Source organism: Cytobacillus sp. C11.1, assembly GCF_058145115.1.
Window position 1 is genome coordinate 371,033 of the sequence record NZ_CM176935.1, and the last position, 21,557, is coordinate 392,589.

The window sequence follows — 21,557 nt, forward strand, 5'->3', positions numbered from 1 at the left end:
TCCTTAAGCTTATCTGTTTGACTTCCAATAACGAAAGGAGTATATTAATTGATGCATCAATAATTGACGTATCAATCATTAAAAAGGTGGAGGATGCTTTGAATAATTTTTCCAAGGAAGAAGAACTCATTGCCCAGCGGCTGTTTGAGCTTAATAAACAGACCTTGCCGAAGTTTGAACGCTGTACAGGGATCAGCCAGTCACGGCTAGAGATTCTGCGTCAGCTTTTTGAAGCAGAGGAAGTCACCCAGCGGGCACTTCAAAAAAAGGTAAATATTGACCATGCAGCTGTCACCAGGCATCTTAAGCAGCTTGAAGAAAAAGGAATGGTCATCCGCCGAAAAAACCCTGAAGATAATCGCTTTACTTATGTCCGCCTGACCGAAGAGGGCAAGAAGAAAATCGCTGCATACTGCGAAGAAAAGCAGCGTTTTATTGGCAATATCCTAAAGGGATTTTCAGATGAAGAGCGCACAACGCTTTTAGATATGCTAACACGCATTCAGGAGAATGTAGAGAACATTTAATAACACCACGAAAAGGGAGAGTTCATTATGAATAAAACAGCCATAAACGACTTTAAAGAAATTGTGACAGGACGCCGTTCCATCCGCAATTACGATCCTAACGTAAAAATCAGCAGAGAAGAAATGGCCGAAATCCTGGAGGAAGCCGCTTTAGCTCCTTCCTCCGTTAATCTGCAGCCATGGCGCTTTGTGGTTATTGATTCAAAAGAAGGCAAAGAAACATTAGCTCCGCTGGCAAAATTTAACCAAAGACAAGTCCAGACTTCTGCAGCGGTTATTGCCGTTTTTGTGGATATGAAAAGCGAAGCATTTATCGAAACGATTTATAATACAGCCGTGGAAAGAGGCTACATGCCTGCGGAGGTAAGAGATCAGCAAGTTCCAGCCATCAAGGGTCTGGTAGAAGCCATGACATTTGAACAAAAGAAGGAAATGAACCTGATCGATGCCGGCCTTGTTTCCATGCAGCTGATGCTTGCTGCCCGTGCCCATGGCTATGATACAAACCCAATCGGCGGCTATGAAAAAGACCGCATTGCTGAAGCATTTGATTTGGACAAGGACCGCTACTACCCTGTTATGCTGATTTCAATCGGCAAAGCGGCTGACCAGGGATACAAATCTGTCCGCTTGCCTGTTGATACCATCGCGGAATGGAGATAAATCTAGAGGAGGACTTGGAAAATGATTATTATTCATGCAGATTTTCAAATTCAGCCCGAAAAGGAAAACGACTTTCTGGCTGAAATCCGACCGTTAATTGAAGCTTCAAGAACAGAGGAAGGCAATATCTCTTATGACCTTTTAAAAGATACAGAAAAAGCCGGTTCCTACACGATGGTTGAATTATGGAAGGACATGGACGCTGTGAAGTTCCATAATCAAACAGTACACTTTACCGGATTCATCGGGAAGGCTCAGCAGTTTATGGCTGCTCCTCCGCAGGTAAAGCTATATAATGCGGATGCAGTAAAATAAGGATCTATTATAACAAAAACGCTTGGATTCCAAGCGTTTTTGTGTTTTAACAACAGCAAAGGAAAACTTTTCCTTCACTGGACTCCTGCTAGTCTTCCTTCTTCACCCATTCATCCTCTTCATTTTTCTCATACTTTTTCTTCACGGCACTCCAGGCAACCTTAAAGGCCGTTTCCTCCTCATCATACTCCTCGCTTGCCGAGTTAAAGGCCTCCTTAAAGATTTCCTGTGCATGATGTGGCAGATTGTCTTTAACAGATTCCGGCAGCTCGCTCAGTTGATCATATGGCATGAAGATTCCCCCTCTGCTTCTATTCTGTTAGGTATTTTTCCTGAAAAGGCAGTTTTCAAACACTTTTCGCCCATTTGCAGGGAGCGATCACCCATTGTTTCACAAAAAGACGCTTGGGATTTAAAAACCCCAAGCGTCTATATCCTTGGCCATTAAAAAAACTGCACCAATATCTCTACACACTGATTGCAATATTAAATGAATAAAGGGATTTCTAATCCTTTTTTACTTTTTGTTCTCTTTATGATCATATGCAATCAGAATGACCTCTTCTCCCTTTTCCTCGCTTAACTGTTTCTCCAGGTTATGCACCTGCTGAAGATCCCCATCCGACAAATGTGCAAATTGATATTGCTTATCCATTTTCATCACCTTTTCATAAGTTTTCAGGATACATAAAGTATGTGTTTTCCAAGCATTTTTATACAAAAAAGCGATGTTGTTCAGGGCTGCCAAGTAAACAAATTGTAACTAGAATGTCACTGTATTCGTGTTGTTTGTCATGATCTTCTCGGTATAGACTGATTCTGAGGAGTGAAAAAAATGAAAACAGTAGCTGCATCACAATTAACTTTTAAGAAAAAGTTATCTATGATTGAACAAAGGTCACTAGAAGACACGGTTAAGAGATGGCTCAACGATCCAGAGGGAAAACGAAAGGACATACTCCCCCTTCAGTACACGGAAGACGTGTTTGCGAAGTTAGAGAGCAAAAAAGAAAGTCAATTTACCATTTATACAAACGAATATTTTAGATATGTTACCTTAACAGAAGATAACCAAATTATTATTGGCGTTTTAGACTCCAATCATTCCCTGCTGCATCGGGTATTAACTTTAGATCATCTTTTAGTATAGTTTTTAAAGTTTTTATTGAAGCGGAGGACTAACGATGACGAAGAAAACAGCGAGCATAGGGGATCGCATTTCTTTTCAAAGAAAAGAAATAACCATTGAAGGCGTTGTTGGCGCTGTAAGGGACAATAGTGTCATTGTTGAAATTTCAATGGAATCAAGCCAAAGGTTACATTATGATACAACCAAAACCGTTGTTAAACATTCTAATTATGCAGTATTATCATCCGGGACATCTTAATACTTTTACTTACATACGGTCAATATGCCGCATTTTTGTTTATCTGCTAACGAAGAGATGAAATTATGTACTTATACAAAAAACTCGCCATCACACTGTGGCGAGTTTTTTGCAAAATAAATTACCGTCATTTTGGTACTAATGTTTAGAAAATGTCCCCAAATAGCTGCGGACCCCTACCTTTTAGATCCCCCAAATGGCAATGCTCATTACAGCCAGCACCAGGCTCAGCAGCAAGGACATGCCCCAATGCTTCTTTTCGGTCATCTTAAACAACACATTCATGACTGAACTAATCGCAAGAAAAATAAAGAAAACAAACAAGAAAATCATAAATTCCATCATAGCCTATCCTGCTTTCCATCTTGTTTCACCAGAAAATAAGAAGCGCTTCCCATCATCCCTCCGAGACCTCTAGCCGATCTTTTTAATAACCGCCATTTCTTTTCCGAACCGATCACCATGATCCACAAATCCTAAACTTCTATAAAGGTTATGTGCTCCCATGTTTTCCGGATGATATCCTACAACAATTGTCTTCGCGTCGGGCAGTTTAGCCATTTCAGCAATCATCAGCTCAGTCGCTTTTTTGCCTATGCCCTTGCCTTGATACTTCTTATCGATCATAATTCTATAAATCCAGTAGCCCTCAAGCTCTTCCTGAACTGTGTTGAACATCAAAAAGCCAACTGCTTTATCTTCAAAATAGATGGCGTATGGCTTTAAAGTGGTTTCAAATTTGCTTTGGGCAATAGAAACGGCATTGGGCTCGAGATAAGCTTCCTGCTCTTCCGATACCTCTAATAAACAGCAGTCATACCAGTTTTCTGCATGTAATCCCTCAATTATAACTTTTTCTGTATTCACTATAATTCCCCTTTTCGTTTTTTGGGGAAACGCTAACAATTTGTTAATTAGGCGTTAACCCCTTCATTTCACTTACAGTTAATGCCAAGTTGTTTACCATAATGAACGCCTCCTTTAACAAAATTGTCTGACTTGTTAATCTTAACATATCCTCTATGAAAACTGGATGCTATTTCCACTCTTCTTTCAACATCGCATAATAATACTCATCCCACCACTCATCGCCGTGGGGAATACATTTCTTGAAAAAGCCTTCCCTCCTCATCCCGATTTTCTCCATCACCCGGTAGGATGGAGGATTCTCCGGCTGGCAGGTCGCTATAATCCGATGCAGGCCAAGCTCCTCAAAACCATACTTCAGCACGGCAAAAGCAGCTTCTGAAGCATAGCCTTTATTATAAAACTTCGGATTAAACACCCAGCCAATTTCGTATGTATGATCGCCAAAATACTTATGAAAAGAAATATGGCCAATCAGGACATTTCCATCCTTTACTAGGACGGGGAAATGCTCTGCGCTTTCTCCACTATGTGTGCGGACAAACTCTTTCGCAGCTTTTTCCGAAAAAACACCTTCTGGGATATACGTCATCACATCAGCATCTGAAGTATATTCGTAAACGTCCCGCCAATCTTCTTCCTTAAACTTGCGAAGGATTAATCTCTCTGTTTTAAGATTCATTTTCTATTCCCCTATTAAAATTTATAATGATATTATTCGTCTATTTTGAAAGAATTCCCTTCTCCATTTCAAAGCGGCTAGTGTATATTGTCTTTCAATGGCAGGTGCAAAGGATCATCCCCTTTGCACCTGCGTTTATAAAGCACAAAAAAGCACCCGCATGTTTTTTTGCAGGTGCTTTTATCCCTTTATTTCACAAACTATTATTAATTATTTTCCTCTGAAGGTTCTTCATCCATGTCCGGTTCTTCTTCATCCATATTCTCTTCACTAGGCTCTTCCGTTGCATCAGGTTCCTGGTTATCTTCCTGATTCTCCAGTTCCATGTTTTCTTCCTCTTCCGGCGGCGGATCCTGCTCGGAAGCACATCCTGCTAACATTAATCCTGCACCTAACGGGATAGATAATAGAAGATTCTTATATTTCATGTGATGTCCTCTCCTTTTGCAGTATTATGTTTCGTATTTTGTCTTTTCCCGGTAACCAATTTTATAAACATGGAGGGTAAAAACAAGGATGAAACGAAAAAGCGGAGTGGAAACCTTTTCCCACTCCGTCTCAATTTATCAATTCCCATTAATACTTCTGTACCTTCTCTTCCATTTCTGACGGCTTGAGCAGCTCATAATCCGTCGTTTCTTTGAGCTCTTCTATTTGGCTAACAGCCTCTTTATATAGGATTTCATCCTCGTATTCCTGCTGGAAGTACATACTGTTTTCCTGTGATTCAGCTAAGATCTGCACTTTCATTTTCAGGGCAGCCCCGGATGCACTGTCTTCATCGCCAAATATCATTCCCCCTGGGTAAGCCTCTGATTGGCTGATAAATATACGTCCTTGGTTGTTCTCCTTGGCAAAATCGACTGCTTCTGATAGAGAGTCTGCATATTTCATCCTATCACCTCTCTTATCCTTTACCTCTGCGGAAAAGGAGTTCAAACATCCGGGATTATCCCGCCTCAAAAAATTCAGCCTATTCCAATTACGATCCATAATCAAAATTGTGTTTCCATCCAGGTTCAATGTAGCTTTACTATATGGGCTTTTTTATTTCCCTTAGCTCTTTTCGTATAGATTGTTGTTTTTGGACTCTAAAGCTTGCCCGTTGATTTCCGCTCCAGTCACTTGCTTTCCACGGGGAGGAACGGGAGCCTCCTCGGCGTTTCACGCCTGCGGGGTCTCCCGCTCCCTCTCTTCCCGCAGGAGTCAAGTGCCTTCCACTCCAATCAACTCAGTAATTAACACTGGTTTGTAAGCAACAAACTTTGCGAAAACAGCCTTTCCCTTTAATTATCCTGAATTACCATTTAAAAATAAAAGAATTTTTTTAACCTACCCCCAAAATTTTAAAATAACAACCTAAGATTTTGTTGATAGTCATTTTTTGTCGAAAGAATCTGTCCGGTGGAAGTTCAATGTTTAAGGGAACTTCCAGTTAACTGCCCAATGGGTTGTTTACAGATATTAATTGTATAAAATCATTCTAAAAGATTTAGTTATACATTTTTCGACACTACACCTAGGGGGAGTTTTACTTGAATGAAGTTTTTAGGTGGGTTGTCAGATCATTGTTTGCACCCGTCACCGGAAATAAAGGAGCGGTTGCGAGTACACTTGGTTTTTTTCTGGCCTTTTTGCCTTTAGATAACTTAGGAATTCCATTTTTGCTTGCTTTTTTATTACTAGCTTTTTCACTTTTGCTGCGTCTTAATATCATCGCCATATTCCTTGGAACGTTGATAACCGTTTTTATTCCTAACATTCGTCATTTACCGCTTCTGGAGTTACATGTGTTAGAAGATTACTGGTTGTTTTCTTCGCTAAAAAATTCTGAAGCTATTGCCTCCGGTGCCTTTGGAGGCTTGATTGGCCTTGTCTGCTATTTTTTCTTCCACTGGTTTTACAACCTGGGGTTAAAAACAAGGGAGCATAACCAGGAACATGTTTTTCTTGATCCTGCAAAAAGGCGCTGGTCCATCATTAAACGAATGAGTGTTGGCTTTACTATATTAATTGTTGTAGTATCGACTTTTTTTATCGAAAGCCTAAATACGAATCCAACATTTCCAGAGCTGCAATTGAATAAAAGCACAATAAAGAGCGGGATTGAGCCGATTAACAAACGCTTCAGTGAAGAAGAGCTTGCTTCACAGATTCAAAAAACGAATCCTTCCCCTCTTAGCACAAAAAACACGGAACAATTAAACACAGCACAAATCTCCAATAAACAAGAAGTGTATGGCTTTTACGTCAATTGGGACGAGAACAGCAAAGCCTCTTTCAAAAAAAATAGAGATTCCATTACAACTTTAGTGCCCGAGTGGCTGCAGGTTACACCAGACCTAACCCTGAAGGCCGCCACTGACCGCTCTATTGTTAAAGAGGCAAAAGAACATGATATTAAGATACTGCCATTAGTGAATAATTTTATAAATAATAAATGGGATGGCAATGTCCTGCACCGGTTATTCACTACTCCCGGCGCTGAAGAACGTTTTATTAAAGATATGCTAGCTTATGTGAGAACAAATGGCTTTGACGGAATTAATATAGACTTTGAAGGAATAAATCCAAATGACAAAGACCATTTCACTCAATTCATGGATAAGGTTTATAAGAGATTCCACCAGCATGGTCTTATGGTCACATTGGATGTCCCGCCAAAGGATAATAGCTATGATTATGCTTCCTTAGCAAAAAGCGCTGACCGTGTGATCGTCATGCTATACGACCAGCACTACTCCATAAGTGAGCCCGGTCCTGTGGCCCAAACCGATTGGGTCAAGGAAAACTTGTACCAACCTGATATCCCTTCAGAAAAATTGATTGCAGGCTTAGGTACCTACGGTTACGACTGGGAAGAAAACTCCAGGAAGCCCGCAGCTAACATGACGTTCGGGGATATCATGAACCTGGGCAGTGGAACGGGTCTCACAATCAATTGGAGCACGGAAGCTGGCAATCCTTATTTACGATACATACAAAACGGGAAAAAACATACTGTGTGGTTTTTGGATGCTGCTACTTTTTATAATCAAATGAGTCTCGCAATCGATAGCGGCTCAAGGGGAATAGCACTTTGGCGCCTGGGATCAGAGGATCCGTCTATCTGGAATTTCCTGAATAAACCAAAGGAAATCCTTAATCCATCCCATGCCCTGAGTACTTTTGATAATCCTTTGCCAGTTCTCCATACGGGAGAAGGGGAAGTTTTAAAAGTCGCCTCTCAACCTGAAAAAGGCAAAAGAACGATTCAATTAGATTCAAATGGGTTGATTCAATCTGAATCTTATGTCAAATTTCCAAAACCTTTTGAGGTGGTCCGTTATGGAAAATCCGACAAGAAAGAAGTTGTCCTTTCCTTTGATGACGGTCCGGACCCAGCCTATACACCAGAAATATTGGACATTTTGGACAGGTATAACATTAAAGGCACCTTCTTTGTAGTAGGCGAGAATGCTATGATGCATCCTCAGCTGGTAAAAAGGATTTATGATGAAGGCCATGAAATCGGCAATCATACATTTACACATCCTGATATATCAACCATCTCGCCATCTCGTTTTAGAATGGAACTAAATGCAACTCAGCGTTTAGTTCAGGGGATTACAGGCCATTCGATGACCGTTTTCCGGCCTCCATATGTAGCCGATACTGAACTACGCACAAGAAGCGAGCTGGTGTCAATCATGCAGGCTCAGGATCTTGGCTATACCATGGTCGGTGAATCTATTGACTCTGCTGATTGGAAACATCGTTCTAGTAATGAAAGTGTCAATCAGGTATTGAATCAGCTTCAAGAAGGAAATGTGATTTTGCTGCACGATTCAGGCGGTGACCGCTCCAATACTGTAGAAGCCTTGCCTATCATGATTAATGAACTTAAAAAGCGAGGCTACACATTTACCACCGTTGCTGATCTAACTGGAAAAGATGATAGTGAGATTATGCCCCCAGCTGAACAGGACAGCCCTTATTTGGTCTATGTCAAGGCGGTATTCAAGGTAATTCAAGGCTGGAATGCAGGATTAAGCATCCTGCTCTACTCAGCTATCCTTTTAGGAATCTTACGGCTTACTATCCTATTTTTCCTATCCAGAAAACAAGTAAAAAGGTATAGAGAGACCCAGATTGATCCGAGCTTTACACCATTTGTCAGTGTCGTTATTGCTGCCTATAACGAGGAAAAAGTAATTTGCAAAACAATCAATTCTATACTATCCAGTGATTACCCGGCTTTTGAAATACTGATTGTCGACGATGGATCAAAAGACAATACTTCTGCAGCAGTTCAAGAAGCTTTTGCAAACCATCCTCTTGTCAGATTAATAAAAAAACCTAATGGAGGAAAATCCTCCGCTGTCAACCTGGGTTTTAAAGAAGCAAAAGGGGAAATCGTAGTTGCTCTTGATGCAGACACACTTATCGCCGAAAATGCCATCTCTTTGCTCGTAAACCATTTTAAAGAGGAAAATGTGGCTGCGGTTTCAGGTAATGTTAAGGTCGGAAATAAGGGGAACCTCCTTACCAATTGGCAGCATATCGAATATGTGACAGGCTTTAACCTGGAGAGAAGGGCCTTTGCCGCTCTCAATTGCATTACAGTTGTACCAGGTGCGATTGGTGCTTGGAGAAAGACAGCGGTAGAAGAAGCAGGGTATTTTAAAGAGGATACTCTGGCAGAGGATACTGATATCACTCTTACACTTTTACGCAATGGGAAAAGGATTGAATTTGAAGAAAAGGCTTATGCCTATACAGAAGTGCCGGAAGATATTAAAAGTCTGGCAAAACAGCGTTACCGGTGGGTTTACGGTACTTTACAATGCTTATGGAAACATCGTGAGGCTTTATTCAATAAAAACCATAACTCATTGGGATATCTTGCCCTTCCAAACATGTGGCTTTTTCAATATATTTTTCAACTTATATCGCCTCTTGCAGATATATTATTCATTATGGCCCTTTTTACCTCACACCATGAAAAAGCAGCCATTGGATTTATTCTTTTCTACTTAATGGATTTCTTTACTTCTCTGTATGCTTTTCGATTGGAGAAAGAAAGCCCTAAACCACTGGGTTCATTGTTTTTGCAAAGAATTTTGTACAAACAGCTTATGACTTATGTGGTGATTAAATCCATCTTCTCTGCCATTAAGGGAGTAACCGTAGGCTGGAATAAACTAAAACGAAAAGGGAATGTAACTCAAGAAACCTCCATCGTGAAAGTTAAGAAATCTATATAATGAAATCTTCTCAGAGGTCTTTTCCATTTCGGGAAGGCCTTTTTTCTATGAACAAAAAAGATCACCTTCTCTTGGTGACCCTTTTCGAAAAAATCAATTGTTCTTTCCGTTGTTTTGTTTTTTATCCTGAACGCTCGCAGCCTTTTCTTTTGCGGTTTGAGAAACTTCTTGTCCACGGGGTAGAGCGGCGGCTGCACTATTTGTATTTTTCTCTATCGGTGCAGGCTTTGTCGTTGGTGCTTTGGCGCTAGTCTCCTGTTTCGCGGCAGTACTTATTTCTTTCGTTTCCGCCGAATTGGATGGAGTTGTTTTTATTGGCGCTTTTGTGCTTGGCACAGTTGCCGTTGCTGCATCAGGTGTTTCTGTCTCTTTTATACTAACAGGATTTGTTGCAGTACTCTTGCTGAATTTTTTCGAATCCTGCTGAATAGCTGGAGCAGCCCTATCATTCTTGTTTCCGTTTTTAACAGAATTATCATCAGAAAGCTTTATGTGACTTTCTTTTACACTGATAGTTGGTGTTTGATCTTCCACCTTTTTTTCTGCTGGTCTGGTTACATCTGCTTTTTTTAGATCTCTGTATATAGTGAAAGCATTTTCCGTAAATTGTTTAGCTAATTGATCGACTAACACGGCGTTAGTGACAGAAAACGTTACAGATCCCGCTAATACCATGGCAAGAGCTCCCTTGGTTAGTGTGTTCATATAATTCCCCTCATGTTTTATGTATGATCGTATGTAAAGAATACGAGTGAACCAAATTGTATTATGGGGGTATAGTAAAACAGTATTTTTGATTTTTTATCAGAAATGCTTAATCAATATAGACAATATCCATGTTATTGGCCCTCCATTAGAAAATAGAAAAAGCATCTGTCACCATAACAGACGCTTTTACGTACTATATCGTTTTATTCAGCAAAACAAATTAATTCTCCGAATCCTCTTCATTCATATCCATATTACTTTCTTCACCAGTATCATCCATGCCGCCTTCATCAGCTGGCGATTCTTCTTCCATTCCTGGATCCTGCATCTCGGTATCATCTGTTGTGCCCGGATCCTGCATTTCTGTATCTTCGTTATGATTTTCTTCCATTTGATTATCCTCTAATTCCACTTCTTCTGTTTCCGGTGGCGGCTCCTGATCAGTGCCACATCCTGCCAACAATAATCCTGCACTTAATGGGACCGATAGCAATAGCTTTTTATATTTCATCTGTTGTCATCTCCTTTGGCAGTATTATGGTTACATTAGTCCATTCCCGTCTTGTTTTTGGATAAACAAGCTATCTCGGAAAAAACGGCCTAAGGAGATGATCTCTGCTAGATTAGCTAATATTTTTCTTCTGGTCGGAGTTTACTGGTACATATTTCTTCTTATTTGTAAACAACGGAACCAAAATCGTCAGCAAGCTAATGCCAATGAGCGTTAAAGCAATCGGCTTATCAAGGAAGATGGATAGGCTGCCATTAGAAATCGTTAAAGTTTGCCTTAAAGCTTGTTCCATCATACCCCCCAGGATAAAAGCGAGGATAAATGGAGCGGCCGGGAATGAAAACATTCTCATCAGGAAGCCGATGATCCCGAATGCAACGAGAAGATACAGGTCAAATGTGTTAAAGCTGATCGCGTATACTCCTATCAAACTAAAAATAATAACCAGCGCGATTAATAGCGGCCTTGGAATTCTAAGCACCTTTGCAATGTAAGGAATCAAAGGCAGGTTAAGAATCAGCAAAAAGATGTTTCCGACATACATACTCGCAATAATTCCCCAGAACACCTCTGGACGGTCTTGTATTAGCAATGGACCCGGCTGCACGCCTAAAACCAAGAATGCTCCCAATAAAACAGCAGTCGTCCCTGAACCTGGGATTCCCAAACTTAGCAATGGCACGAACGCCCCACCAGTGGCCGCATTATTAGCCGTTTCCGGGGCTGCCAATCCTTTAATCGAACCTTTTCCAAATTCCTCTGGGTTTTTCGCCATTTTTTTCTCGGTAATATACGCAATAAAAGAAGCAATCGTCGCTCCTGCACCAGGCAGGACACCGATAATAAATCCCAAGAATGATTGCCTTGTCATCGGCCCTCTCATTTCCTTCATATCTTCCCTGGAAATGCGCAGGCTTCCCAGCTCTTTATTATTGCTCATTGTATCGTCTTTACGATTTAATACAAGTGTACAAACCTCAGCTAGGGCAAATAACCCCAGTGCTATGACTAAAAAGTCTATTCCTTCGAGCAAGTTGGGATTGCCAAATGTAAATCGGCTTGTACCTGTTTGGCTATCAATCCCGATTGTCACGACGATAAAACCTAAAGTAGCTGAAATAAATGCTTTAATCGTTGATCCCTCTGACAAACTTGAAATCGCTGTCAGTCCCATAAACATTAAGGCAAAATACTCAGCCGGACCAAACGAAACAGCAACAGCCGACAGCAGCGGCGTGAATAGCATTAACAAAATAACACTTACCGTACCGCCCGTAAAAGAAGCAATCGCTGCGATCGCCAGCGCTTTGCCGGCTTTCCCCTGCTGCGCCATTGGATAACCATCGAAAGCAGTTGCCACCGTTCCGGCTACCCCAGGTGCATTTAAGAGAATGGAAGAACTCGACCCTCCGAATATCGCCCCGTAATAAACTCCAGCCATCATCACTAAAGCAACTGTTGGATCCATACTGTAGGTGATCGGGATCATAATGGCAATGGCACTAATTGGCCCCAATCCAGGCATCATCCCGATAAAGGTTCCTACAAATACACCGATAAAAACAAACAGGATTCCCTGCAAACTAAATGCGACTTGAAATCCTGTCATTAACCCTTGAAATGCATCCATGCTTTTCCCTCCTCTTAAAATGGAATAATGCCTGCTGGCAGATTAATTCGAAGCAAATAATTAAATAATCCGTAAATAGCTAAGGAAAAAACAACCGACACAATCCCATTTGCAAGATGTTTTTTATACCCCAGGAATAATGAACAGCTGAAAATAAATAGTGTGGTCATTATTAAAAATCCAAGAACTTCAAGCAAAGAAATATAAACTAAAATAAATGCCAGTACAGCCAGCAGCACGAATAAATTGCTCTTGCTCAAACTCCTCTTTTGCTTCTCCGCTTCAGTTTCTTCCTTCTTATCAAAAAACAGCAAAACGGCAAAGAATAATAAAAGAAAACCCAGCCCTTTAGGGACAACGTCAGCATCAATAATGGCATTAGGGTATTTTGGAAGATTGTAGCTTAGGATTAAATAAACTCCTGCAATAACCGCGAGGATAAGCGCCATTTTTTGATTGATTCTTGTAAGCATTCCTATCACCTCTTTTAATAGAATGAAAGATAGAACAGCTTTAGATGTTCTATCTTTCTATTAATCTTTCATGTTATTTGGGCAAAAGCTTATCGGGCCAGCCCTAATTCTTCAAGCAGTGTCTCCATATCTTCCGCTTCTGTCTTTAAGAACTCACTGTACTCTTCACTGTCCATATAAAGCTCTCCCCAGCCATACTTTTTGCGGATTTCCTCCCAAGCTGGTGAATCGTTTAGCTCTTTAAATTTTTCCTCATAGTATTTTACAGCGGCAGGATCCATGTTCGGAGGTCCGAAGAAGCCTCTCCAGTTAATGAATGTCTCATCGATTCCCTGTTCTTTAGCAGTTGGGAAGTCTGATAAAACCTCCCCTTCCAATCGCTCTTCAGAAGTAATTCCAAGCACTTTAATTTTTCCTGCTCTTACTTGTTCAATCGTTTCAGCAACACCTGTTGTATAAACATCGACACTTCCATTCAGAACAGCCGTTAACCCGCCTGCATCAGGATCTGAAATATACTTAATCTTTGTCACATCAACTCCGGCTGCTTTCGCGATTTTGACAAATTGCATATGGTCCATACTTCCCGGAGACGAGGTACCGATTACACTTACACTTGCAGGATCCTTTTTCATATCTTCAAATAAATCATTCAGGCTGTCCCATTTGGCATCTGCTTTTACTACAAATGCACCATAATCGGCAATGACATTCACAATTGGTGTAAAGTCTTCATATCCATATTCAGATTGTCCGTTTAAAGGAACCAATACTAATGGAGGTGACCCAACAAACATATGGTGCGGACTTCCATCCTTACCGGCGACATAGGCCCAGCCAATCGCTCCCCCTCCGCCAGCTTTATTGACAACAGGCAAGCGTTTATCAATGATTTTTTCTTGTTCAAAAACTTGAGATGCCATCCTTGCGGTCGTATCCCAGCCGCCGCCCGGCCCTGCAGGTGCCGTAATTTCAATTGGCTGTGATGGTGTCCACTCCCCATTAGCACTTGTATTTCCGCCAGATGATTGGCTTGAACATCCGGCAGTCACAAGCATCATCAAAGCAGCTGCCGTACCCAATAATTTTTTCATTGTATTTCCCCCTTTGTTCTGCTAATTCTTCCATCCTTAAACGCTATAATAAGTCAGAAAAATAAAAATGTAATCGTTTTCAAAATATCCTGCATAAAAACCTTTGTGGCTATTTTGTTCATTTTGTTCACAGAAGGGGGATTAACCTGGAGTAGCTACAGGAAGTAATCAAATAGCATAGCATGAAAAAAAGAATGCAAACTAAAATCGCGGGTGTCTTTCATTGGCATCCTTGAAGCTGAAAGCAAATAAGGGTGGTGAAAAAGTGGCTAAAAACAAGAAAAACAAATCTGAACATCAGAACAATGCTCTTCCGAAAGATGTTGAATTTGCGGACGACAGAGCAAACGGCCTTGAAAGAATCGCTTTAAAAGCACAAAGAGAACACAGAAAGTAATAGAGAATGGGGACAGTCCATCTGTCCCTATTCATTCAGACTAAGGAGTGTATATTGGATATTCTCTGCACATTCAAGTAAGAACCAAATGAATTGAACTCAATCCTTCTCTTTGCCCTTGCGCCGGAAATCGGTATAGTATATTTTCCGTTCTGGCCGCTCTGATTCCATGTTTTGAATGAAATTTGCTTTTACCTTTTCCAATAACAAGCGCTTCAATTTCTCCAGCCTGACCGGACCGAATCCATGTAATCTTTCTGGAATCATTACTTTGAAATCCCCTTGCTGTTTATACAGGCGAATCGTTCCATGTCCCGTTCTTTCAGTCTTCCCTGATGTATAAACAAATTCAAATCGCTGCTCTATGAAGGAAGATACTTCAGGAAGTCCTAAATTTTCATAAATCGGAGGAAATTGATGATAGACAGGAGGATCGGTGAACTTTATTGAAGTAATGTTCACTTAAACCCTCTCCTCTCACGGTTTGTATAATAAATATCATTGCCAATAAAAGATGCAATCATTTCACTTTAATAAACCAATAAAAAAACACCTCTCTATAAAGAAAGGTGCCGCTTATATCAAATAATACTTTCGCTCCGGCCTGCCGACAATGCCATATTCCAGCTCGGCCTTAGCTTTTCCTTCGGATATTAAATACTCCAAATATCTTCTTGCTGTTGTTCTCGAAGCACCTAAATGCTCGCTTAATTCTTCTGCGTTAATCCCATACTGTAAACTCTCCATTGTTTCCTGAACCTTTGTCAGTGTTAATGGATCGATTCCTTTTGGAAGAGATACGGGATTTGCTGTAGGAGGACGTCCCAAGATGACCTGATCAATGACAGACTGATTAAATTCTTTACCAGACTCCAGCACATCTCTCCGGTTCATCACCTTTTCCAGGGCAGCCTTAAATCTGTTAAAATCAGCCGGCTTAACAATATAATCAAGGACCCCATTGCGAATAGCAGGCTCTACCACTTTTTTCTCTGTGGAAGCTGTGATGAGAATGACATCCAGCTTTGGATATTTACTTCTCAGTTCCGGAAGTAAAGAGACCCCGCTTCTGTCCGGCAGATAGTTATCCAATAATAATAGATCTACCTCTTGTTTTTCTAATAGATCGATGGCTTCTAATGCATTTAAGGCCTTGCCCACTACCTTCACACCATTTATTTTTTCTAAAAATTGCTCATGAATGGAAGCGACACGGAAGTCATCCTCTGCAATAGCGATTTTCATGGACTATTCACCTCTCTTTGTTGGATTCGGGATATTTTTAGGAAGATAAATGGAAATAACCGTTCCTGCCCCAGGCTTGGATTGAACCTCAATCGTTCCGTTCAGGCTTTCCACAGCTTGTTTGACAATGGCCAACCCAAACCCTCGATTTTGTTCTCCCTTTGTAGAGAAGCCTGTCTCAAAAATCCGTTCTGCTTCATGTTCTGGAATGCCTGGTCCGTTATCATAGACCTCGATAACCAGATCCTCTCCTACATCTATCACAAAAAATGTTACTTCACCGTCATTCTTTCCCTCCACCGCCTCAAAAGCATTGTCGACCAGGTTTCCGATAATTGAAATGACTTCTGCATAAGATAAATGTGCCGGCAATGCTTCCATGCTGCTGTTTTCATCAATAATAAATTGAATCTTTTTCTCCGAAGCTTTTCCTAATTTCCCGAGCAGCAAAGCTTGAATTTTGGGGTCATGAATTTGTTCAAAAATGATCTTATTCTGGCTTTCGATCGCAGAGGATTCAGCCTGGATCATTTTAATGGCTTCATCATACTTCCCCAATTGCAGCAGGCCTGATAACACATAAAGTTTATTGGAAAATTCATGGGTTTGCGCCCTCAGATCCTCTGAATATTTTTTTACTTCTGTTAAAGTTTGGACCATATTATTTATTTCTGTCTTATCCCTGAACGTTGAGACAACGCCAATAACTTGATCATTTTCAATGATAGGAGTGCGATTGATGATGACATTTTTATTTCGCAATGTTACCTCATGATCCCGGTCGGGTTCTCCTGTTTGGAGCACTCTATAGACGCCCGTGTTTGGAAGAATCGTTTCCACTTTTTGATTCAAGATATCGTCCTTCACACCCAATAAGTTTTTAGCTGATTGGTTGATCATTCTAATAAATCCGTGTTTATCTACAGAGATAATTCCTTCTTTTATGGAATAAAGGATCGCATTCCTTTCCAAATACAGGGAGGTCATCTCATAGGGTTCCATCCCCAAAGTGGTTCTGCGGATATTCCTTGCCAGCAGGTAGCTTGCGATCATCCCAATTAGGATAACGAATAAAGAGATAAAGCCGATCTCTTTTCCACGCTGAATTGCTTTCTCTTGCAGGTCTTCCATTAAATACCCAACTGATACAACACCGATAATCTGTCCTTCCTCATTTTTAATCGGCCCCTTTCCTCTGATGGACCTGCCAAGGGAGCCCTTTGCCTTGGATATATAAAACTCGCCATTTAACGCCTGGCCGTTATCTCCCCCAACCATTGTCTTGCCAAGCTTATTCTCATCCGGATGGGCAAAGCGTACCCCGTTTGTGTCTCCGATTACAATGAACTCCGCTCCTGTTTCTTTTCTGATTTTATTAATCAGCGGCTGCAAGACCTTTGACGGCTCATCTTGTTCAAAAGAAGATACAACCGTAGGCATGGCCGATACAGCGATGGCCAGCTGAAGAGCCTGGTTGCCCATTTGCTTTTCAACATGCTTATATTCAATCACTAAAGAAATTACGAGAAAAATTAATATGATAAAAATGGTATTTAATATGTTAGAACCAATAATCTTTGTTTGCAGAGACATCGGAAGTTTTTTGGTTTTCATAGGCACCCCGGAATGAACGAAAATTTATAAATCTATTAATATTCTAATAATATTTCCTTCCTTTGTCATCTTGGTCTTTTTCGTTTTTATGCCTTTACACATAATAAGGAACCTTTCGTGGAAAAATAAACTGCTATTTTTCACAGAAAGGACGATCTCCAAATGGATCTTTTTCAGGGCAGATTATATTGGCCGGAGACAAGCAGGAATTCCAACGAGTACGAAAAGCTTGACAATGATTTGGAATGCGATGTGTTAATTATAGGCGGAGGTCTTTCCGGAGCTTTGTGTGCCTTTTTGCTTGGAGAGTATGGAGTGGATACCGTCCTGATCGAGAAACATAAAATCGGTGCCAGGGTTTCATCCGCAAACACAGGAGTCCTTCACTTCATGTCCGATCTGTTGCTAACTGACCTGATCATACAAATAGGCGATGAGAAAGCAGTCTCTTATTATAAGCTCAGCCAAAAAGCAATAGATGAGCTTGCCCGCATTGCAGCTGCTTCCGGCACCGAATCAAGCTTTGAAAAGAAAAGCAGCTTGTATTTTTCAAGCAGCAAGAGCGATCTGTCAAAGCTGAAAGCTGAGTATAAGCTCTTATCCAAACTGGATTTTCCGGTTGCCTTCATGGATGAAAAGGAAATCAAGTCCAAGTTTCCATTCACCAAACCAGGTGCGATTTATACCCTTGGTGATGCCCGGGTAAATCCAATGAAATTTTGCCAGGCAGTGGCAGAGAGTGCAGCCGGCAAAGGTGTGAAGATTTACGAAAACACGGCAATGAAGGATTACGAACTTGGTGATAAGAAACATACTTTTAAAACAAATGGCGGCACTATTTCCGCCCAAAAAGTTATTTTTGCAACCGGCTATGATACGCTGGATTTTATGAACACGAAAAAAATCACCCTTTCCCGGACACATGCGGTTGTTACCGATCCTCTCAGCGACCGTGAGCGATGGTACGAAGATTGCCTGATCTGGGAAACGAAACGGCCATATTTATATATTAGCCTTAGTGATGAAAAACGGCTCATTGCCGGGGGCCTTGATGAAACCGAGCCTCTTGGCGAATATGGCAGAAAAGAATTTAAACGGAAAACAGAAAAGCTGTTGGAATCTGTCAAAGAGCTATTCCCTAATTTAAAAGCGAAAGTGGAGTATGAGTACAATTCGCTTTATGCCAATACATTTGACGGCCTCCCTTTAATCGGTGAACATCCGAAACATAAGAACGTTTACTTACTGCTTGGATTCGGAGGAAATGGAACAGTCTGCAGCATGATTGGCGCCATGATTATTCGGGATTTAATAAAATATAACTACCATCCGGCTGCAGATATTGTCCGGCTGGATCGCAGTTAGGTGGTTAATATGAATAACTTTATGATTATTTTACTGGTGAGCGTACAGTGGCTGTTTCCTTGGCAGACTGTATCAGTACCCGCAGCCTGGGATAAACAGGGCCTTTCAGAAGATTATCACGGCCATATTGACGAACGTTCAGAGTCGCTAAATCCTCACATTAAGCTCCTGGGCATAAACGACTTCCATGGCCAGCTGAATGTAACCCGGCAGGTCAATGGCCAGTCCGCCGGCCGCGCTGATTACCTGGCTGCCTACCTTCGCCAGCGTGCAGCTGACAGTGAAAGTACGATACTGCTTCATGTCGGTGATATGATCGGAGCAAGTCCTCCGGTTTCGGCTCTTTTACAGGATGAACCCACCATCCATTTCCTCAATAGGATGGGATTTGATATTGGAACAGTCGGCAATCATGAATTTGATGAAGGAGCTGCTGAACTGATTCGGCTTCTGTATGGCGTCAAACCTACGGCAACCGCAGGTTTTACCGGATCCCGATTTCCATGGGTGGCAGCTAATGTGATCAGCAATCATACAGGCAAGCCCCTCCTTCCTCCCTATAAAATTTTAAAAAGAAGCGGGATACCGATTGGCTTTATTGGAGTCGTCATGAAGGAAACACCGAATCTTGTGGCGCCAAGCGGGGTAAAAGGGTTGACGTTTACAGATGAAGCAAAAGCCATTAACAAGTATGCCAGCGAGCTAAAGAAAAAAGGAGTCAGAGCAATTGTTGTGCTGGCCCATATACCCGGAAAGTCAAAAGAAAGCGGGGAACAGCCCACCGGCACGTTAATCGAATTAGCTAAAAATGTGGACGATGAAGTGGACATTCTATACGGCGGCCATAATCATGCTTATTTAAATAGCGTAGTTGATGGGAAATTGCTGGTACAATCCTATTCATATGGAACGGCCTTTTCAGATGTGGATATTGAAATCGACCGGATCACAAAGGATATTGTCAGCAAGCAGGCGGAAATCATGACCGCTTATCACGAGAATATCCAACCCGCTAGCGACATTACCCGGATGATCGAGAATTATGAGAAAAGAGTTGAACCGATTGTAAACAGAGAAGTAGGAACTGCTGCGAATCGGATTACGGCCGAACGGAATCAAAGCGGTGAATCCGCTCTTGGCAATCTCATTGCCGACTCCCAGCTCGCTGCCATGAACACTGATTTCGCTTTCATCAATCCCGGCGGAATCCGGGCTGACATTGATGCAGGCAGCGTGACTTGGGGCAACCTGTACACTGTCCTTCCTTTTAATAATCCGCTCGTCAAAATGAATCTAACCGGCAGGCAAATCCGCGACGTCCTGAATCAGCAATGGCAGCCAAATGCTACTAGAATCCTGCAGATATCTGGTCTCTCTTACACATGGGATGACAGCCTGCCCCGCGGTAAAAAAGTAATCGATATCACCCTAGCGGATGGAACAAAGCTCAATCCCGGCCAGAGCTATTCAGTCGCCGTAAACACCTATCTGGCTGAAGGCGGAGACAATTTCACCGTCTTCCGTAAAGGAACAAACAGAGAAACTGGGCCAACGGATATTGAGGCGTTAGTCGATTATATTCAAAAGCTGCCGCAGCCGTTTAGTACGGAGATTGAGGGGCGGATTCGAAAAATAGATAACGAAAGAAGGGCGAATCCTCGTGACTGAAACACATGAGGATTCGCCCTTCTTAATTTCTCTAATAAAAATCGGACTGGCCGCATATTCTTTTCTATAAAAAATAGTTAATGAGAGAGTGGTGGCATGAAAAAATATACTTATTTCTTGATGCTTTTTGGAGTTTTCTTTCCTATTTTTCAAAAAGCAGCCATTGTAATGGATAACATACGATTATGTTCAAACTATTCCCTGCTTATCGGATTCCAGCTTTATGGTTTAGACTCAATGAGAAACCTGCTAATCTCTGCTCTTGCAGCTCTATTTTCATTTTTTTTCACAAATGTATTTATGAGTTGGTACAACAACTATAAGAATTCCTGACTAATCAGCTCTCGTTCGTTTTTTTACAGTTTCGCAAATTGTCATATAACCCAAAACCAAAAAGGCTCTGTTAAAGCTTATTGTTGTTTTTGCACCCTGTTGATTTGCAGCGGAAATCAACAGGCAAACTTAACAGAGTCAAAAAAATTGAAACAGCGTCACCATAACTGCCATTCTAACCTAAATAGGTTTTAAATTACCTGCTATTTCCTTAACTTACTATACTGTACATGATCCAAATCCCCCGTTTAACATTAACGGTATACCGTATCTTTATTTCAGATTCTGCCAGTTTCTAACCAATTAGACCTATTTCACATGAAAAGCCTATTCCCCTTTCCAGCATGCTTGTATAATCAAGTCAACGGTACAAATTATAGGAAAGGATTGTGATAAACAAAGTGCTTTATATTTGGGATATCGAGAAGATTATTAAAAACACCTTAGCAGAACATCGTTTGAATATAAACTATGAATTCAACAATAAACTTAATGCTCCTATGAACTATAACGTTTCAACTAATACAATAAAATTTAACTACCTGCAAGTGAACGGATACATAGCCAAAATTAATTTCAAAATCAGAGAGACTGAAGAAAATATTGTCAAATTGCTTCTTTATCATGAAATCGGCTATTATCTGGATTTCAAGAAAAACAAACATGATATCAAGACTTTAATGTACGGAGAAGATGAGGAAATAGAGCAGCTGATGTCTGTAATTGAAAGAAACTCGTGGGAATATGGACGGACATTGGTACCTGAACATCTAGTAAACGCTTATGATCAAGTACGGGAATTGGATAAACTTCTGTTAAAAAGCCGGTAAG

25 protein-coding genes are annotated in these 21,557 nt (G+C 41.1%); 10 read left to right on the top strand and 15 right to left on the bottom strand.

Features of this window, described 5'->3' with window-relative positions; genetic code table 11:
* The first annotated feature begins 98 nt into the window (after positions 1-98).
* The 3 genes from AC3ZVC_RS01825 to AC3ZVC_RS01835 are packed head-to-tail and all read left to right on the top strand — an operon-like array spanning position 99 to position 1,505.
* On the top strand, positions 99-527 hold the full coding sequence (locus AC3ZVC_RS01825; protein WP_490066023.1) for a MarR family winged helix-turn-helix transcriptional regulator: 429 nt from the start codon (positions 99-101) through the stop codon (positions 525-527).
* Positions 528-554: 27 nt separating this feature from the next.
* Positions 555-1,190, top strand: a complete 636-nt coding sequence (locus AC3ZVC_RS01830) for a nitroreductase family protein (RefSeq protein ID WP_490066024.1) — start codon at positions 555-557, stop codon at positions 1,188-1,190.
* Between the two features lie 21 nt (positions 1,191-1,211).
* Positions 1,212-1,505 (top strand): putative quinol monooxygenase, encoded by a 294-nt coding sequence (locus AC3ZVC_RS01835; RefSeq protein WP_490066025.1) that lies wholly within the window; start codon positions 1,212-1,214, stop codon positions 1,503-1,505.
* An 88-nt stretch (positions 1,506-1,593) separates the two neighbouring features.
* On the opposite strand, the gene AC3ZVC_RS01840 is transcribed toward AC3ZVC_RS01835, so the two are convergent.
* Together AC3ZVC_RS01840 and AC3ZVC_RS01845 are read right to left on the bottom strand one after the other, a co-directional pair.
* Positions 1,594-1,797 (bottom strand): ChaB family protein, encoded by a 204-nt coding sequence (locus AC3ZVC_RS01840; protein ID WP_490066026.1) that lies wholly within the window; start codon positions 1,795-1,797, stop codon positions 1,594-1,596.
* 225 nt (positions 1,798-2,022) lie between these two features.
* Positions 2,023-2,160 (bottom strand): hypothetical protein, encoded by a 138-nt coding sequence (locus AC3ZVC_RS01845; protein WP_490066027.1) that lies wholly within the window; start codon positions 2,158-2,160, stop codon positions 2,023-2,025.
* A gap of 180 nt (positions 2,161-2,340) precedes the next feature.
* On the opposite strand from AC3ZVC_RS01845, the gene AC3ZVC_RS01850 reads away from it, so the two are divergent.
* The gene (locus AC3ZVC_RS01850) at positions 2,341-2,655 is read left to right on the top strand and encodes a hypothetical protein (protein WP_490066028.1); all 315 of its coding nucleotides are present in this window, start codon (positions 2,341-2,343) and stop codon (positions 2,653-2,655) included.
* A gap of 34 nt (positions 2,656-2,689) precedes the next feature.
* Positions 2,690-2,893, top strand: a complete 204-nt coding sequence (locus tag AC3ZVC_RS01855; protein WP_490066029.1) for a DUF2187 family protein — start codon at positions 2,690-2,692, stop codon at positions 2,891-2,893.
* A 183-nt stretch (positions 2,894-3,076) separates the two neighbouring features.
* Here AC3ZVC_RS01855 and AC3ZVC_RS01860 read toward each other — a convergent pair whose 3' ends face one another.
* The 5 genes from AC3ZVC_RS01860 to AC3ZVC_RS01880 form a co-directional block, all read right to left on the bottom strand.
* Positions 3,077-3,238 carry a hypothetical protein gene (locus tag AC3ZVC_RS01860; RefSeq protein WP_490066030.1) on the bottom strand — a complete coding sequence of 54 codons (162 nt, stop codon included), beginning with the start codon at positions 3,236-3,238 and terminating at the stop codon, positions 3,077-3,079.
* A gap of 69 nt (positions 3,239-3,307) precedes the next feature.
* Positions 3,308-3,760, bottom strand: a complete 453-nt coding sequence (locus AC3ZVC_RS01865; protein ID WP_490066031.1) for a GNAT family N-acetyltransferase — start codon at positions 3,758-3,760, stop codon at positions 3,308-3,310.
* Positions 3,761-3,929: 169 nt separating this feature from the next.
* On the bottom strand, positions 3,930-4,442 hold the full coding sequence (locus AC3ZVC_RS01870) for a GNAT family N-acetyltransferase (RefSeq protein ID WP_490066032.1): 513 nt from the start codon (positions 4,440-4,442) through the stop codon (positions 3,930-3,932).
* Positions 4,443-4,648: 206 nt separating this feature from the next.
* A complete protein-coding gene (locus AC3ZVC_RS01875; RefSeq protein ID WP_490066033.1) occupies positions 4,649-4,870 on the bottom strand; it encodes a hypothetical protein in 222 nt (73 codons plus the stop codon).
* 148 nt (positions 4,871-5,018) lie between these two features.
* A complete protein-coding gene (locus AC3ZVC_RS01880; protein WP_490066034.1) occupies positions 5,019-5,336 on the bottom strand; it encodes a hypothetical protein in 318 nt (105 codons plus the stop codon).
* Between the two features lie 1,013 nt (positions 5,337-6,349).
* On the opposite strand from AC3ZVC_RS01880, the gene AC3ZVC_RS01885 reads away from it, so the two are divergent.
* Positions 6,350-9,688 (top strand): trifunctional glycoside hydrolase family 18/polysaccharide deacetylase/glycosyltransferase family 2 protein, encoded by a 3,339-nt coding sequence (locus AC3ZVC_RS01885; RefSeq protein WP_490068789.1) that lies wholly within the window; start codon positions 6,350-6,352, stop codon positions 9,686-9,688.
* A 93-nt stretch (positions 9,689-9,781) separates the two neighbouring features.
* Here the strand turns inward: AC3ZVC_RS01885 and AC3ZVC_RS01890 are convergent, their stop codons facing one another.
* The 5 genes from AC3ZVC_RS01890 to AC3ZVC_RS01910 form a co-directional block, all read right to left on the bottom strand.
* Positions 9,782-10,393, bottom strand: coding sequence for a hypothetical protein (locus tag AC3ZVC_RS01890; protein ID WP_490066035.1), 612 nt, complete (start codon positions 10,391-10,393; stop codon positions 9,782-9,784).
* 223 nt (positions 10,394-10,616) lie between these two features.
* On the bottom strand, positions 10,617-10,907 hold the full coding sequence (locus AC3ZVC_RS01895; protein ID WP_490066036.1) for a hypothetical protein: 291 nt from the start codon (positions 10,905-10,907) through the stop codon (positions 10,617-10,619).
* A gap of 112 nt (positions 10,908-11,019) precedes the next feature.
* On the bottom strand, positions 11,020-12,537 hold the full coding sequence (locus tag AC3ZVC_RS01900; protein WP_490066037.1) for a tripartite tricarboxylate transporter permease: 1,518 nt from the start codon (positions 12,535-12,537) through the stop codon (positions 11,020-11,022).
* Between the two features lie 14 nt (positions 12,538-12,551).
* The gene (locus tag AC3ZVC_RS01905; protein WP_490066038.1) at positions 12,552-13,010 is read right to left on the bottom strand and encodes a tripartite tricarboxylate transporter TctB family protein; all 459 of its coding nucleotides are present in this window, start codon (positions 13,008-13,010) and stop codon (positions 12,552-12,554) included.
* 89 nt (positions 13,011-13,099) lie between these two features.
* Positions 13,100-14,104 carry a tripartite tricarboxylate transporter substrate binding protein gene (locus AC3ZVC_RS01910; RefSeq protein WP_490066039.1) on the bottom strand — a complete coding sequence of 335 codons (1,005 nt, stop codon included), beginning with the start codon at positions 14,102-14,104 and terminating at the stop codon, positions 13,100-13,102.
* A gap of 265 nt (positions 14,105-14,369) precedes the next feature.
* Here AC3ZVC_RS01910 and AC3ZVC_RS01915 point away from each other — a divergent pair, with 265 nt between their 5' ends.
* Positions 14,370-14,501, top strand: coding sequence for a hypothetical protein (locus tag AC3ZVC_RS01915; RefSeq protein WP_285289083.1), 132 nt, complete (start codon positions 14,370-14,372; stop codon positions 14,499-14,501).
* A 99-nt stretch (positions 14,502-14,600) separates the two neighbouring features.
* Here the strand turns inward: AC3ZVC_RS01915 and AC3ZVC_RS01920 are convergent, their stop codons facing one another.
* The 3 genes from AC3ZVC_RS01920 to AC3ZVC_RS01930 all read right to left on the bottom strand — a co-directional run bounded on the left by AC3ZVC_RS01920 (position 14,601) and on the right by AC3ZVC_RS01930 (position 17,360).
* Positions 14,601-14,963 (bottom strand): hypothetical protein, encoded by a 363-nt coding sequence (locus tag AC3ZVC_RS01920; RefSeq protein WP_490066040.1) that lies wholly within the window; start codon positions 14,961-14,963, stop codon positions 14,601-14,603.
* A 114-nt stretch (positions 14,964-15,077) separates the two neighbouring features.
* Positions 15,078-15,746 carry a response regulator gene (locus AC3ZVC_RS01925; RefSeq protein ID WP_490066041.1) on the bottom strand — a complete coding sequence of 223 codons (669 nt, stop codon included), beginning with the start codon at positions 15,744-15,746 and terminating at the stop codon, positions 15,078-15,080.
* Between the two features lie 3 nt (positions 15,747-15,749).
* Positions 15,750-17,360, bottom strand: a complete 1,611-nt coding sequence (locus AC3ZVC_RS01930; RefSeq protein ID WP_490066042.1) for an ATP-binding protein — start codon at positions 17,358-17,360, stop codon at positions 15,750-15,752.
* A gap of 162 nt (positions 17,361-17,522) precedes the next feature.
* Here AC3ZVC_RS01930 and AC3ZVC_RS01935 point away from each other — a divergent pair, with 162 nt between their 5' ends.
* The 3 genes from AC3ZVC_RS01935 to AC3ZVC_RS01945 all read left to right on the top strand — a co-directional run bounded on the left by AC3ZVC_RS01935 (position 17,523) and on the right by AC3ZVC_RS01945 (position 21,556).
* Complete coding sequence (locus AC3ZVC_RS01935; RefSeq protein WP_490066043.1) at positions 17,523-18,725, top strand: NAD(P)/FAD-dependent oxidoreductase; 1,203 nt, start codon at positions 17,523-17,525, stop codon at positions 18,723-18,725.
* Between the two features lie 9 nt (positions 18,726-18,734).
* Positions 18,735-20,393 (top strand): bifunctional metallophosphatase/5'-nucleotidase, encoded by a 1,659-nt coding sequence (locus tag AC3ZVC_RS01940; RefSeq protein WP_490066044.1) that lies wholly within the window; start codon positions 18,735-18,737, stop codon positions 20,391-20,393.
* Between the two features lie 722 nt (positions 20,394-21,115).
* The gene (locus AC3ZVC_RS01945; protein ID WP_214988250.1) at positions 21,116-21,556 is read left to right on the top strand and encodes a hypothetical protein; all 441 of its coding nucleotides are present in this window, start codon (positions 21,116-21,118) and stop codon (positions 21,554-21,556) included.
* The last annotated feature ends 1 nt before the right edge of the window (position 21,557 follow it).

Excerpts from the sequence above, each read along its gene's own strand:
- AC3ZVC_RS01830 (WP_490066024.1), top strand. The coding sequence starts at position 555 with ATGAATAAAACAGCCATAAACGACTTTAAAGAAATTGTGACAGGACGC.
- AC3ZVC_RS01835 (WP_490066025.1), top strand. The coding sequence starts at position 1,212 with ATGATTATTATTCATGCAGATTTTCAAATTCAGCCCGAAAAGGAAAAC.
- AC3ZVC_RS01840 (WP_490066026.1), bottom strand. The coding sequence starts at position 1,797 with ATGCCATATGATCAACTGAGCGAGCTGCCGGAATCTGTTAAAGACAAT.
- AC3ZVC_RS01845 (WP_490066027.1), bottom strand. The coding sequence starts at position 2,160 with ATGGATAAGCAATATCAATTTGCACATTTGTCGGATGGGGATCTTCAG.
- AC3ZVC_RS01850 (WP_490066028.1), top strand. The coding sequence starts at position 2,341 with ATGAAAACAGTAGCTGCATCACAATTAACTTTTAAGAAAAAGTTATCT.
- AC3ZVC_RS01855 (WP_490066029.1), top strand. The coding sequence starts at position 2,690 with ATGACGAAGAAAACAGCGAGCATAGGGGATCGCATTTCTTTTCAAAGA.
- AC3ZVC_RS01860 (WP_490066030.1), bottom strand. The coding sequence starts at position 3,238 with ATGATGGAATTTATGATTTTCTTGTTTGTTTTCTTTATTTTTCTTGCG.
- AC3ZVC_RS01870 (WP_490066032.1), bottom strand. The coding sequence starts at position 4,442 with ATGAATCTTAAAACAGAGAGATTAATCCTTCGCAAGTTTAAGGAAGAA.
- AC3ZVC_RS01875 (WP_490066033.1), bottom strand. The coding sequence starts at position 4,870 with ATGAAATATAAGAATCTTCTATTATCTATCCCGTTAGGTGCAGGATTA.
- AC3ZVC_RS01880 (WP_490066034.1), bottom strand. The coding sequence starts at position 5,336 with ATGAAATATGCAGACTCTCTATCAGAAGCAGTCGATTTTGCCAAGGAG.
- AC3ZVC_RS01890 (WP_490066035.1), bottom strand. The coding sequence starts at position 10,393 with ATGAACACACTAACCAAGGGAGCTCTTGCCATGGTATTAGCGGGATCT.
- AC3ZVC_RS01895 (WP_490066036.1), bottom strand. The coding sequence starts at position 10,907 with ATGAAATATAAAAAGCTATTGCTATCGGTCCCATTAAGTGCAGGATTA.
- AC3ZVC_RS01900 (WP_490066037.1), bottom strand. The coding sequence starts at position 12,537 with ATGGATGCATTTCAAGGGTTAATGACAGGATTTCAAGTCGCATTTAGT.
- AC3ZVC_RS01905 (WP_490066038.1), bottom strand. The coding sequence starts at position 13,010 with ATGCTTACAAGAATCAATCAAAAAATGGCGCTTATCCTCGCGGTTATT.
- AC3ZVC_RS01910 (WP_490066039.1), bottom strand. The coding sequence starts at position 14,104 with ATGAAAAAATTATTGGGTACGGCAGCTGCTTTGATGATGCTTGTGACT.
- AC3ZVC_RS01925 (WP_490066041.1), bottom strand. The coding sequence starts at position 15,746 with ATGAAAATCGCTATTGCAGAGGATGACTTCCGTGTCGCTTCCATTCAT.
- AC3ZVC_RS01930 (WP_490066042.1), bottom strand. The coding sequence starts at position 17,360 with ATGAAAACCAAAAAACTTCCGATGTCTCTGCAAACAAAGATTATTGGT.
- AC3ZVC_RS01935 (WP_490066043.1), top strand. The coding sequence starts at position 17,523 with ATGGATCTTTTTCAGGGCAGATTATATTGGCCGGAGACAAGCAGGAAT.
- AC3ZVC_RS01940 (WP_490066044.1), top strand. The coding sequence starts at position 18,735 with ATGAATAACTTTATGATTATTTTACTGGTGAGCGTACAGTGGCTGTTT.